This window comes from Mycobacterium sp. URHB0021, assembly GCF_054057895.1.
Genome location: NZ_JBSRZT010000002.1, coordinates 4,715,950 through 4,728,432, shown reverse-complemented (window position 1 = coordinate 4,728,432; position 12,483 = coordinate 4,715,950). Strand labels below are relative to the sequence as shown.

Genomic DNA, 12,483 nt, shown 5'->3' with positions numbered 1-12,483 from the left:
GGAGAACTGAGTGGCAACGGCAGATTTTGACGAGCTGCTGGCGATACTCGACCTCAACCGAATAGACGACGACACCTTCATCGGTTCGCACCCAAGCCGGAACCCGATCCGGACATTCGGTGGTCAGATGATGGCCCAGTCTTTCGTCGCGGGCAGTCGCACGGTTTCGGAGAAGTTGCCGCCGGCCGCGATATCGGTGCATTTCATCGCGGGCGGCGATCCGGACAAGGACCTCGAGTTCCGGGTGGTCCGGTTGCGCGACGAGCGCCGCTTCGCCAACCGTCGCGTCGACGTGATGCAGAACGGTGAGTTGCTGACCACGGCGATGATCTCCTATCTGTCCGGCGGCCGCGGGATCGAGCACTCGATCCAGCCGCCGCCCGACTTCGTCGATCCCGAATCCGTGCCACCCGTCGACGACCTGTTGAAGGGCTACGAGGCAGTGGTCCCGCATTTCGTCAACGCGTTGCGCCCGATCGACTGGCGCTACACCAACGATCCATCGTGGGTGATGCGTGACAAGGGCGAGCGGCTCAGCCACAACCGGGTATGGATGAGAACCGAGGGCGCGATGCCGGACGACCGGGTACTGCACAACGCGGCGCTCGTATACGCATCCGACACCACCGTGCTCGACTCGATCATCACCACCCACGGGCTGTCCTGGGGATACGACCGGATATTCGCCGTGACCATGAACCACTCGGTATGGTTTCACCGCCCAATGCGGTTCGACGAATGGGTGCTGTATTCGACCACCTCGCCGGTTGCTGCGGACTCCCGCGGTCTGGGTACAGGACACTTCTTCGACCGATCGGGCCGGTTGCTGGCAACGGTCGTGCAAGAGGGGATCGTCAAGTACTTCCCGGGGAAACACATAGCTTTCGGCGTAAAATTTGCGTTGTGGACCAAAGCCACGTCAACTTTGCTCCCAGGTTGCGGGCGCGCGAGCGGGTGGTCGCCCACGTCGATTCGCCTGCCGCTCGGTGGATGGGCGCCCTGTCGGTACTCAGCCTGTTCTGTTGGCTGATCGCGGTGCTGGCGCGAGATCACCGGCACGCCGACTGGCAGACCGATGGCCGGCTGGCGTGGCTGCTGACCTTGCTCATCGCGGTGGCGTGCATCGCCCGCGGCATCTTCCTCGGTCGACCCGTCACGGCCGCGCACGCCTGGTTGGCTTTGGTCGCCGTGCTGGCCGGACTCGGTGCGCATCTAATGGTTTACGACCTGCCGGGCAACATGCTGATCATCTCGGCCGGTGCGGTGTTGATGTGCCCGACGACCGCGCGGCCGAATCCGCTTGATCTGCCCCGTGTTTGGGCCCTGGTGAACGCCACGACGGGTGATCCGCTCGCACCGTTCGCAATGCAGGAACGCAAGTGCTACCACTTCACCGCCGACGGCGCGGCGGCCATCGCGTACCGCACCCGGCTGGGTTACGCGGTGGTCAGCGGCGACCCCGTCGGTGACGACACCCGTTTCGCCGAGCTGGTCGCCGACTTCGCGGTGATGTGCCACACCCGCGGCTGGCGCATCGTGGTGCTGGGCTGCAGCCACCGCCGGCTGGATCTGTGGGCCGACGCCACCTTGCTCGGTCAGTCACTGCGGCCGGTGCCGATCGGCCGAGATGTGGTGATCGACGTCGCGAACTTCGAGATGGTCGGTCGCAAATACCGCAACCTGCGCCAGGCGGTACAGCGCACGCGCAACGTCGGTGTCACCACCGAGGTCGTGTCCGAACAGGGGCTGGACGACGGACTACTCGCGGAACTCACCGAGGTGCTGCTGGCCTCGCCCAGCGGCGCGCACACGGAACGCGGCTTCTCGATGTGCCTCGATGGCGCGCTCGAGGGGCGGTATCCCGGCATCCAGCTGATCATCGCCCGGGACAGGGACGGCCGGGTACAGGGATTCCACCGCTACGCCACCGCGGGGCGGGGCACGGAGGTCAGCCTCGATGTGCCGTGGCGCCGGCCCGGGGCCCCGAACGGCATCGACGAGCGGCTGTCGGTCGACATGATCCAGTGGGCCAAAGAGCAGCGCGCGCAGCGATTGTCACTGGCGTTCGCGGCGTTCCCTGAGATTTTCACCGACACGAACCGCGGCAAGCTCTCCGGTCTGGCCTTCACCGCGATCCACCTCGGTGACGCGTTGATCGCGCTGGAGTCGCTCTACCGCTACCTGCGCAAATTCCATGCACTCGGCGACCGTCGCTACGTGGTGGCGTCGCTGACGCAGATTCTGCCGCTGCTCGTCGTGCTGCTGTCGCTCGAATTCGTGCCCAGGCGTCGTCGCCTTACCGCCTGAGGCGTTCAGCGCGTGGGAGTCCGGGTGACGCTGAACTGATCTTCGACGCGTTCACGGAATTGATCGGCGCACTGCTGAATCGCCTGCTGATCGGAGCCCGCCTTGGACACGCAATCGACGTAGTCGTTCCCGCCCACCTCATCGAACATCCCGACCCAGATCACGATGAAGACCAGCGAAACGATGATCGCGAGGAACCCCAGTACGATCCCGCCGATGGCCACGCCGCCGTTGGTGGCCTCACCGCGCTTGACCCTGCCGCGTGCCACGAACCCGATGATCACCGCGGCGATCCCGAGGATGACACCGCCGATGACCGACCAGCAGAACACCAGCCCGATGATCGCGATCACCAGGGCGGCCACGCCCAATCCGTTCTTGGGCACGGTGGGGGGCGGCGCCCATCCCGAATATGGCTGTGGAGGTGGCGGCGGGTAGCCGCCGGAGTATGCGCCATATTGAGGCGCGCCGTACTGGGGCGCGCCGTACTGGGGCGCCCCGTACTGGGGCAGCGGCGGGGGCGGGGGATAGGCCGGCCGCGGCGTCTCGGTGTTGTCCGGTTCGCTCATGCCGGTGAGGTTACTCGCTGAGCCTCAGGTGCAGTCTGGGACAGACGATGTCCTCGGTCAGGTGGTGCGTGGCAACGACGACGGCGCGCTCTGCCGGGAAAAGACCGTCGGGGGTGAGGAGTTCGCTCAGGAGGCGTCGGCCGTCTGCGGCGTCGAGGTGTTCGGTCGGTTCATCCAGCAACACCGTCGGCGCCGTCGAAATCAGCGCGCGAGCCAGGAGCAGTCGTCTGCGCTGCCCCGCCGACATCGCTGCCGCACCACCGACGAGCACCGTGGACAACCCCTCCGGCAGGGTCCGCACCCAGTCACCAAGGCCGACCCGCTGCAGTGTATTTCGCAGTTCGTCGTCGGTGGCATCGCCGCGGGCGACGAGCAGGTTGTCGCGCACCGTCGTCGCGAACACATGCGCGTCCTCGGCGAAGAACGTTACTTCTGAAGACTTTTGGGCCATATCCATCAGCAGCGTGGTCTTGCCGGCACCACTGGGGCCTGTGACCGCCAGCCGAGCGCCGGGTTTCAGGTCGATCCGGGCAGCGGTGGGCCGCGGCCGGATGCCGTCCACTGGAGCGGTGAGATCGGCGAGCCGCTGCGCGGCGATCCGCGACCGGGTGAGTTGCACGGCCGCCCCAGGTAGTGCTGTGACCGCTTCGAAGGCGGAGAGCGGCAACAGCATCAAGATCGCCACGGTCATCGGTGAAACCGCGTTCGCGAGGTGGATCGCGGCTACGACGGCACCGAGCACGCTGACACCGATCGCCACCGTCGGCACCGCACCCGCGAGGGCGCCCGGTGCGGCAGCACGGTCGGCTGCGCGACCGCGATCACGGTGGCGTCGTTGCGCTTCGGCGACGACATCCCCGAGACGTCCGGCCACCCGCAATTCGGGTGCGTGTTCGAGCGCGAGCATCACCGCATCGTCACGGCGGGAGTGATGTTCGACCGCAACAGTTTCCGATGAGACGACGGCCCTGGCCGCCATCCAGGGCGCGCCGACCCCGGCGACGAGCAGGCAGGCTGCGAGCACGGCGGCCGCAGCGGGCGAGATGACGGCGATCACCACTACGCCGACAACGCTCAGCACGGCGGCCACCGCGATAGGTAGCACCGCGCGCACCAGTACGTCGGCCAGGTCGTCCACCCCCGCGCCCGCCCGGGCCACCAACTCGCCACTGCTGCGCCGCATCGCCGAGTCCTCAGGCGCATCGGCCAGCCTTCGGTACAGCCGCTCACGGACGTTCGCCGCCGCCCGCAACGCGGTGTCATGCGATGCAAGCCGTTGGCAGTAGCCGAAGACGCCACGGGAGATCCCGAGCGCCCGCACCGCGACCACCGCCACCGTCAGGTCCAGTACGGGCGGCATCTGCCAGGCCCTGGTGATCAGCCATGCCGAGATGCCGGCCAGGGCGAGGGCGCTGCCCAGCGACAGTACTCCGAGCACGATCGCCAGCAGCAGCCGTGACCAGCGGGGGCGCAGCAACTCAAGCATCGACGAGACTACCCATGTGCAGCACGTGATCGCCGATGGCCAGGACGGGCTCGCGGTGGCCCACCACGAGTACCGTCGCGCCGGCCCGGGCGCGGCGCACGATGGCGTCCAGAACCCGGGATTCCAGCCGCGCATCGAGGTGGGACGTCGGCTCGTCGAGCAACAGCACCGACGCATCGGAACCCAAAGTTCTGGCCAGGCCGAGCCGTTGGCGCTGACCGAGTGACAATCCGACGCCATCGCGGCCGATCACCGTGTCGAGCCCCTCCGGAAGATCCGCGAGGACCTCATCGAAACCCGTGGCGCGGCAAGCGCTGTCGAAATTCGGCACCGGACCGAACAGTTCGAGGTTGTCCCTGACACTGCCGGGCACCAAAACCGGGCGATGGGCCAGCCACGCCACCTGGCGCCACCAATGCTGCGCATCGACATCGGCCACATCCACACCGTCGATACTCACGCCGCCCGGCTGCAGGCCGAGGATGGCGTGCAGCAGGGAGGTTTTGCCGACGCCGTTCGGCCCGGTCAGCACGGTCACCATCCCGGGTACCACGTCGGCGCCGAGGTCGTCGAGGTGGATGGTCGCGCCCGCCGCCGAGCAGCCCTGCGTCATCGTCCGGTTGGCTGTCGCTGACGGGAGCCGGTCCAACAGGCGGAAAACTTGCTCGGCGGCGGACTTTCCGTCCTGGGCAGCGTGGAATTCCACCCCGACCCGCCGCAGCGGCCAGAACACCTCCGGGGCCAGCAGTAACGCCGTCAGCCCGTCCGCGAGCGTCATCTCGCCGTACACCAGCCGGAGTCCGACCCCGACGGCGACGAGCGCTACGCCCAACGTGGCCAGGAGTTCGAGCACCAGCGACGAGAGGAACGCGATGCGCAGCGTCGCCATCGCCGAACGCCGATGGGCAGCGCCCAGTTCCGCTATCCGATCCGCGGCGCCGCCCACTCGACCCAACGCACGAAGCGTCGGGATGCCCGCCACCAGGTCCAGCAGTCGTGACTGCAGGATGCTCATCGCGGTCAGCGCCGCGGCCGAACGGTCGGCGGTGAGCAGGCCGATCAGCACCATGAAGACCGGAATGAGCGGCAACGCGATCAAAACCACCACCGCCGAGGGCATGTCATAGACGGCGATCGCGACGATGGCAGCGGGCGTGAGGATCCCGGCCAGGAATACCGACGGGAGATAGGCGGTGAAGTATGGCTTGAGGCCATCGAGTCCGCCTGTGGTCAAGACGGCGGCCTCGTCGCGTTCGACGGCCAGGTGTCGTGGCGGCAGGGCGGTGACGGCATGCAACACCCGGCCGGTGAGATCGGCGATCGCCGCGGTCGCCCCGCGCTGCGACAGCCGCCCCTGGAGCCATTGGGTGCTACCGCGAACCAACCACAGCGCGGCCAGAATCCACAGCGGACCGGCCCAGTGCGTCACCGTGCGGGTGTCCGGATCGGTGATGACTCCGGCCACCATGTGCGCCAGTACCACTGCTGATGCGATGGTCGAGGCGGTGATGACCACGCCGCAGGTCACCGAGGCGATGAGGAAGCGCCGCATCGCCGGTAAATGCATGGTGGCATCCATCGTGGCCCGCCGCAGGTTCACGTCATCCGCCTCGACAGGCCCACCGGTGCGGGTATGCGCTCAGCCGAAATCCGTTGTCGGAAAACCCAATACGTCCAGCCTTGGTAGACCATCGCCAACGGCGCGAAGGTCAGCGCCGCCCACGTCATGATCTTCAGTGTGTACGGGGTCGACGACGCGTTGTAGATGGTCAGGCTCCACTCAGGGCTCAGCGTCGACGGCACCAGATTCGGGTACAGCGAGCCGAACAGCAGGACCACCACCGCAGCCACCACCGTCATCGTGCACACGAACGCCCAGCCGTCGCCGCGGCGACTCCAGACCGCCATGACCGCCGAAAGCTGCGCGATCACCGCGACGGCCAGCACGATCCACGTCCAGGTGTTGCCGTGTGCCACCTGTGTCCAGAGCCCGAACGCCGCCACAAGCGCGCTGGCAGGCAACGCCAGGCGCCGCGCGAACCGGACCGCGTCGTCGCGCACGGCGTCTTCGGTCTTCAGCACGACGAACACGGCACCGTAGAACAGGAACAAGCCCGCCATCGCCAGCCCGCCGAGCGCTGTGTAGGGGTTGAGCAGATCGCCGGTCGACAGGTGAACCTGGTGATCGGCGTTGACCGGCAACCCGCGCACCAACGCGGCGAACGCCACGCCCCACAGGAAGGCGGGCAGCCAGGATCCCACTGCGATACCGATGTCGGCCCACGACCGCCACGCGGAATCGTCGATCTTGCCACGCCATTCGATGGCGCAGACCCGCAGGATCATGCCGAACAAGATGGCCAGCAGCGGCAGGTACAGCCCGGAAAACACGGTCGCGTACATGCCGGGGAAAGCGGCGAACATCGCTCCACCGGCGGTGATCAACCAGACTTCGTTGCCGTCCCAGACCGGTCCGATCGTGTTGAGCGCAGCGCGGCGGTGCTGCTCGCGGTCGCCCTTGCCGGCACGCCCGAAGAACTCCATCAGCATGCCGACCCCGAAGTCGAACCCCTCCAGGACGAAGAAGCCGACGAACAAAAAGGCCAGCAGCAGGAACCAGAGATGCTGTAGTCCCATGTGAAGCCTCCTCTCAGTACGCGAACGACAGCGGTGCGATGTCGTCAGCACCCGGTGGTGCGGGCGGCGCGGGTTCGGAATCGTGCTCGAGCGGACCCTCGACCACATAGCGTCGGAGCAGGAAGAACCAGGCGACGGCGAGCAGGGCATACACCAACGTGAATGTGACCAGCGAGGTCACCACCATTCCCGCCGAGTTGCCGGACACGCCATCGGCCACGGTCAGCCTGATCATCTGGTCACCTGTCGGGTTGGGCACGACCACCCAGGGTTGGCGGCCCATTTCGGTGAACACCCAACCGGCGCTGTTCGCCAGGAATGGGGTGGGCAGTGTCACGAGTGCCAACCAGGAGAACCAGCGCACCGTCGGGATTCGGCCACCCCGGGTGAGCCACAATGCGGCAAGTGCGAACAGCACGGGGATCGCGAGGAAGCCGATCATCGCCCGGAACGCCCAGTACGTGACGAACAGGTTCGGTCGGTAGTCACCGGGGCCGAACTTGGCCTCATCGCTCTCCTGCAGATCCTTGACGCCCTCCAGGCGCACCCCGGCGAACTTGCCTTCGGCCAGGAACGGCAGCACGTACGGCACCTGAATCAGGTGTGTCACGCTGTCGCAGTTGTTATGAGTGCCGACGGTCAGGATCGAGAAGTCGGGATCGGTCTCGGTGTGGCACAACGATTCCGCCGAGGCCATCTTCATCGGCTGCTGCTGGAACATCAGCTTGCCCTGCATGTCGCCGGTGAAGAACAGTCCCACCGCCGACACCAGCGCCACCAGGGCGCCCAGGATGGTCGCCGGGCGGTACATCGTGCGGGCCTCGGTGCTCGCGCTCGACCGCACCATCCACCACGCGCACACGCCGGCGACGAATGTGCCCGCGGTGAGGAACGCTCCCGCGACGGCGTGCGAAAACGCGGCGGTCGCAGTGTTGTTCGTGAAGAGTGCCACGACGCTGGTCAGCTCGGCGCGGCCGGTGTCCGGGTTGTACCGCGCACCGACGGGATGCTGCATGAACGAGTTGGCGGCAATGATGAAGAACGCGGATACGTTCACCGCGATCGCCACGACCCAGATGCATGCGAGGTGGACGAGCCTCGGTAGTCTGCTCCATCCGAATATCCAGAGCCCGATGAATGTCGACTCGAAGAAGAACGCGGCGAGTCCCTCCATCGCCAGCGGTGCGCCGAAGACGTCGCCGACGAAGCGGGAGTACTCACTCCAGTTCATGCCGAACTGGAACTCCTGCACGATGCCCGTTGCCACGCCGAGCGCGAAATTGATCAGGAACAGCTTGCCGAAGAACCGGGTCAACCGGTACCACGAAGCGCTTCCGGTGATGACCCAGACGGTCTGCATCACCGCGATGAGCGGCGCCAGCCCGATCGTCAGGGGAACGAAGATGAAGTGGTAGACGGTGGTGATTCCGAACTGCCACCGCGACACATCCAGTGCGTCCATTCGAACCTCTTCCGTGGCCGTGCCACCAGCCTACGACAGAGTGTAGTAGTACTGCACTATGGGTTAGCTCACCGATTTCTCGGTCGACGTGGGCAGACCGGCGTTGTCGCGATGCCCGCGAAGGTCGTTACCGGCTTTGCGGATGCCGAATGCCGACACCACCTCGAATACGCCGATCACGATGAGCCAGATGCCGACGACGAAAGTCAAGGTCGCGATCGATTCGAACGGCGAGGCCAGCATCACCACACCCGCCACCAGGCTGATGACGCCGATGAAGATCTCCCAGGCGCGGCCGGGCAGTGTCGGGTCGCTGATTGCTGAAACGGCCGTGGCAACCCCCCGGAAGACGAAGCCCACGCCGATCCAAATGGCGAGCAGCAAGATCGACTGAGCCAGGCTGCGGAAACACAACACGGCCAGAATCAGTGACGCGGCGCCGCTGATGAAGAGTAGGACGCGGCCACCGGCAGACACATGCAGGCTGAATGCGAAGATCACCTGCGCGACGCCGGTGACCAACAAATAGGCGCCGAAGAAGATCGCGGCGACGATAAGGGTCTTGCCGGGCCACGCGAGCGCCAGAACGCCGAGTATGACGGCGAGAATCCCGGATAGCAGCGTGGATTTCCACAGGTGTTGCAACATGCTGGGCGGTGCGGGACTTTCCATGCGCGAAGTGTGGCATAGCGGCTTAACAGAAAATGTCCGTTCGCACACCACAATTGTTTCGATTTGGCGACGACACGGCCAGGAGTCCTATTCCGCGCAAAGGATCTAGTGACGCCAGCGCAAATATTGCCGTCCGGAGGCTCCGGCATGACTGTTGGTGTAACAGTGGGTTTATTCGCTACGATGTGCAGCACAGGTTCCGCCCGAGCACAGTCCGGCGATCCGGTGGAGCAAACAAGGAGTGACCATGACGACCACGTTCCGCCGTACGGCCACCGCAGCGCTCGCCGGGCTCTTCCTGGCGGTAGGTGCAGCCGTAGCCGTGGCGCCCGCACATGCAGACCCCGTTTACGACCAGCAGTTCATCAACCGTCTCGACAAGAAGGGTGTGCCGTACAAAAACCGTACGGAAGCCATTCGCACCGCCAAGCAATTCTGTATCGACACGACGCGCCAGGGGAATCCGGACTGGCTGGCCGGATACAAGCTGGGCGTCAACCAGGGGTGGACCCAGACGGAAACCAACAACTTCATCGGCGCTGCGGTCCCGACATACTGTCCGCAGCTCTGGGAGTGATCGCCGTTTCGTTTCTCCTGCCACCGCGTTCGTTTCTCCTGCCACCGCGGTAGGTCTCTACTACTGTTCCGGTACCGGTGCTGCGCGCCGGGTCCACGAATCAGAAAGTAGAGGCAACCGTGTCAGCTGGATGTCAAGACCGTCGGACGAAATTCTGGCGCATCGCAGCGGTGTTTGCTGCGACGGGCGCACTGGCTCTATCGGGCTGCGCAAGCGGCACCAACTCGAGTAGCGAATCGAGCGCGCCGGCCTCCGGGACATCGGCGGCGTCGGCCGAGAAGGTCGACGACATCGCGAACACCGTGCCCGAGGACATCAAATCGTCCGGGAAACTGATCGTCGGCGTCAACATTCCCTACACGCCCAACGAGTTCAAAGACGAAAGCGGCAAGATCGTCGGCTTTGACGTCGATCTGATGAACGCGGTCGCCGCGACGCTCGGCCTGACGGCGGAATACCGCGAGGCGGACTTCGCGAAGATCATCCCGTCTATTCAGGGTGGCACCTTCAACGTCGGTATGTCGTCGTTCACCGACACCAAGGAACGCGAGCAGACGGTCGACTTCGTCACTTACGGCTCGGCGGGTATTTTATGGGCGCAGCGTCCCGACAATCCGATAGACCCCGCCAACGCTTGCGGGAAGAAAGTAGCCGTGCAGGCCACCACGACGGAGGAGACCGACGAGCTCCCGGCGAAGAGCAAGGCGTGCACGGACGCAGGCAAGCCTGCGATTCAGATCATTCCGTTCGACGGCCAGGACGCGGCCACCAACGCCGTGGTGCTCGGTCAGGCCGACGCGATGTCGGCGGATTCCCCGGTGACCCTTTACGCAATCAAGCAGAGCAACGGGAAGCTGACCCAGGCCGGTGAGATCACCGATGCCGCTCCCTACGGATGGCCGGTGAAGAAGGGCTCACCCCTGGCCCAGTCGCTGAAGCAGGCACTGGAGCATCTGATCGATAGTGGGACCTACAAGGAGATCGCGTCCAACTGGGGTGTCGAGAAAGTGATGATCGACAAGCCGGTGATCAACGGCGCAATCAGCTGACGTCGGAGAACTGAAATGACTGATGTCGACACGCCTCCATCCACTGCTCCAGCTGCTATCGATGCCGTTCCGCTGCGTCATCCGTGGCGGTGGGTGGCGGCCGTCGTCATCATCATCTTGGTCGTGCTGTTCGTCTACGGCGCAGCCACCAACGACGCCTACCGATGGCACGTGTTCGGGGAGTACGTCTTCAACCAGCGGGTGCTGCAGATCGGATTGGTCAACACTCTGCAGCTCACCCTCTACTCGATGGTGCTGGCGATCGCGCTCGGCGTGCTGCTGGCGGTGATGCGGTTGTCACCGAATCCGGTCTTCAAGTCGGTGTCGTGGGTGTACCTGTGGATCTTCCGCGGGACCCCGATATACGTACAGCTGGTGTTCTGGGGACTGATCCCGACGATCTACTCCAAAATCCAGCTCGGCGTGCCGTTCGGGCCCTCGTTCTTCCATCTCAATCTGCAGTCGCTATCAATACCGTTTCTGTTGGCGATCCTCGGACTGGCCCTCAACGAGGCCGCCTACATGGCCGAAATCATCCGCGCGGGAATCAGTTCCGTGCCGGAGGGTCAGCTCGAGGCGTCGACGGCACTGGGCATGTCGTGGGGGATGGCGATGCGCCGCACCGTGCTACCGCAGGCGATGCGGGTGATCATCCCGCCGACCGGCAACGAAGTCATCAGCATGTTGAAGACCACATCGCTGGTCACCGCAGTGCCGTTCACCCTGGACCTGTACGGCATCACCTCGCGCGAGATCGCCGCGCGCACCTTCGAGCCCGTGCCGCTGCTGCTGGTGGCAGCGTTCTGGTATCTGGTCGTCACCAGCATCCTGATGGTGGGCCAGTACTACCTGGAGCGCTATTACTCGCGAGGCGCGTCGCGGAAACTGACAACCAGGCAACTCGAGGCGCTGGCCAAGGCTCAGGGAACCGGAGCGCCCGGAGGAGGAGGGGAGGGCGCATGACACCGATGGTGAAGGCTGAAGAAGTCTGTAAGAGTTTCGGGGCGCTTCACGTGCTCAAGGGCATCACGCTTGAGGTCGGCAGGGGCGAGGTGATGTGCATGGTCGGCCCGTCCGGCTCGGGCAAGTCGACGTTCCTGCGCTGTATCAACCACCTGGAGGTGGTCAATGCGGGCCGCTTGCATGTCGACGGCGACCTGATCGGCTACCGCGAGGCCGGATCCAAGTTGCACGAGATCTCGCCCCGCGTCGCCGCCAAACAACGCCGCGAGATCGGGATGGTGTTTCAGCACTTCAACCTCTTCCCGCATCGCACGGCATTGGGGAATGTGATCGAGGCACCTATCCATGTCAAGGGCGTCAAGAAGGCCGAAGCGGTGGCGCGGGGAAAGGATCTGCTGGAACAGGTCGGGCTGGCGGACAAGGCGCACGCCTATCCGGCGCAGCTCTCCGGTGGTCAGCAGCAGCGGGTCGCGATCGCCCGTGCGCTGGCGATGAGCCCCAAGCTGATGCTGTTCGACGAACCCACGTCGGCGCTTGATCCCGAGCTGGTGGGCGAGGTGCTCGCGGTGATGAAGAAGCTTGCCTCCGAAGGCATGACGATGGTGGTGGTCACCCACGAAATGGGCTTCGCTCGCGAGGTGGCCAATCAACTCGTGTTCATGGACGGCGGTGTCGTCGTGGAGAGCGGCCCTCCCCGCGAGGTGCTGGCCAATCCGCAACACGAACGTACGAAAGCCTTTCTGTCCAAGGTGCTCTAGGTC

The 12,483-nt window shown here is 65.1% G+C and carries 11 protein-coding genes and 1 pseudogene; 6 read left to right on the top strand and 6 right to left on the bottom strand.

Annotated features, from left to right (window positions below; all coding sequences use genetic code 11):
• Positions 1–10 precede the first annotated feature (10 nt).
• Both ACVWWN_RS25575 and ACVWWN_RS25570 read left to right on the top strand, forming a co-directional pair.
• A pseudogene (locus ACVWWN_RS25575) lies at positions 11–874 on the top strand (acyl-CoA thioesterase domain-containing protein); the annotation flags it as partial.
• Between the two features lie 29 nt (positions 875–903).
• Positions 904–2,307, top strand: coding sequence for a bifunctional lysylphosphatidylglycerol flippase/synthetase MprF (locus tag ACVWWN_RS25570; RefSeq protein WP_457146340.1), 1,404 nt, complete (start codon positions 904–906; stop codon positions 2,305–2,307).
• A gap of 5 nt (positions 2,308–2,312) precedes the next feature.
• Here ACVWWN_RS25570 and ACVWWN_RS25565 read toward each other — a convergent pair whose 3' ends face one another.
• From ACVWWN_RS25565 to ACVWWN_RS25540, 6 genes are all read right to left on the bottom strand, one after another.
• Positions 2,313–2,876, bottom strand: coding sequence for a DUF4190 domain-containing protein (locus ACVWWN_RS25565; protein ID WP_457146339.1), 564 nt, complete (start codon positions 2,874–2,876; stop codon positions 2,313–2,315).
• Positions 2,877–2,886: 10 nt separating this feature from the next.
• Positions 2,887–4,362: an ATP-binding cassette domain-containing protein gene (locus tag ACVWWN_RS25560; protein ID WP_457146338.1), complete on the bottom strand. Its 1,476-nt coding sequence runs from the start codon at positions 4,360–4,362 to the stop codon at positions 2,887–2,889.
• Entirely contained in the window at positions 4,355–5,914 is a 1,560-nt protein-coding gene (cydD, locus tag ACVWWN_RS25555) for a thiol reductant ABC exporter subunit CydD (RefSeq protein WP_457149278.1), read from the bottom strand. Before cydD ends, ACVWWN_RS25560 begins: the two co-directional genes overlap by 8 nt.
• 44 nt (positions 5,915–5,958) lie before the next feature.
• Positions 5,959–6,999 (bottom strand): cytochrome d ubiquinol oxidase subunit II, encoded by a 1,041-nt coding sequence (gene cydB, locus ACVWWN_RS25550; protein WP_457146337.1) that lies wholly within the window; start codon positions 6,997–6,999, stop codon positions 5,959–5,961.
• A 13-nt stretch (positions 7,000–7,012) separates the two neighbouring features.
• A complete protein-coding gene (locus ACVWWN_RS25545) occupies positions 7,013–8,461 on the bottom strand; it encodes a cytochrome ubiquinol oxidase subunit I (protein ID WP_457146336.1) in 1,449 nt (482 codons plus the stop codon).
• A gap of 63 nt (positions 8,462–8,524) precedes the next feature.
• Positions 8,525–9,133, bottom strand: coding sequence for an HdeD family acid-resistance protein (locus ACVWWN_RS25540; RefSeq protein ID WP_457146335.1), 609 nt, complete (start codon positions 9,131–9,133; stop codon positions 8,525–8,527).
• 247 nt (positions 9,134–9,380) lie between these two features.
• On the opposite strand from ACVWWN_RS25540, the gene ACVWWN_RS25535 reads away from it, so the two are divergent.
• The 4 genes from ACVWWN_RS25535 to ACVWWN_RS25520 all read left to right on the top strand — a co-directional run bounded on the left by ACVWWN_RS25535 (position 9,381) and on the right by ACVWWN_RS25520 (position 12,480).
• Positions 9,381–9,710, top strand: a complete 330-nt coding sequence (locus ACVWWN_RS25535; RefSeq protein WP_457146334.1) for a DUF732 domain-containing protein — start codon at positions 9,381–9,383, stop codon at positions 9,708–9,710.
• Positions 9,711–9,829: 119 nt separating this feature from the next.
• The gene (locus ACVWWN_RS25530; RefSeq protein WP_457146333.1) at positions 9,830–10,759 is read left to right on the top strand and encodes an ABC transporter substrate-binding protein; all 930 of its coding nucleotides are present in this window, start codon (positions 9,830–9,832) and stop codon (positions 10,757–10,759) included.
• Between the two features lie 15 nt (positions 10,760–10,774).
• Entirely contained in the window at positions 10,775–11,722 is a 948-nt protein-coding gene (locus ACVWWN_RS25525) for an amino acid ABC transporter permease (protein WP_457146332.1), read from the top strand.
• 5 nt (positions 11,723–11,727) lie between these two features.
• Positions 11,728–12,480: an amino acid ABC transporter ATP-binding protein gene (locus ACVWWN_RS25520; RefSeq protein WP_457149277.1), complete on the top strand. Its 753-nt coding sequence runs from the start codon at positions 11,728–11,730 to the stop codon at positions 12,478–12,480.
• The last annotated feature ends 3 nt before the right edge of the window (positions 12,481–12,483 follow it).

Bases quoted from the DNA above. Each gene is read 5' to 3' on its own strand.
- ACVWWN_RS25535 (WP_457146334.1), top strand. From the start codon at position 9,381: ATGACGACCACGTTCCGCCGTACGGCCACCGCAGCGCTCGCCGGGCTC.
- ACVWWN_RS25545 (WP_457146336.1), bottom strand. From the start codon at position 8,461: ATGGACGCACTGGATGTGTCGCGGTGGCAGTTCGGAATCACCACCGTC.
- ACVWWN_RS25565 (WP_457146339.1), bottom strand. From the start codon at position 2,876: ATGAGCGAACCGGACAACACCGAGACGCCGCGGCCGGCCTATCCCCCG.
- ACVWWN_RS25520 (WP_457149277.1), top strand. From the start codon at position 11,728: ATGGTGAAGGCTGAAGAAGTCTGTAAGAGTTTCGGGGCGCTTCACGTG.
- ACVWWN_RS25540 (WP_457146335.1), bottom strand. From the start codon at position 9,133: ATGGAAAGTCCCGCACCGCCCAGCATGTTGCAACACCTGTGGAAATCC.
- ACVWWN_RS25525 (WP_457146332.1), top strand. From the start codon at position 10,775: ATGACTGATGTCGACACGCCTCCATCCACTGCTCCAGCTGCTATCGAT.
- ACVWWN_RS25560 (WP_457146338.1), bottom strand. From the start codon at position 4,362: ATGCTTGAGTTGCTGCGCCCCCGCTGGTCACGGCTGCTGCTGGCGATC.
- cydB (WP_457146337.1), bottom strand. From the start codon at position 6,999: ATGGGACTACAGCATCTCTGGTTCCTGCTGCTGGCCTTTTTGTTCGTC.
- cydD (WP_457149278.1), bottom strand. From the start codon at position 5,914: ATGCGGCGCTTCCTCATCGCCTCGGTGACCTGCGGCGTGGTCATCACC.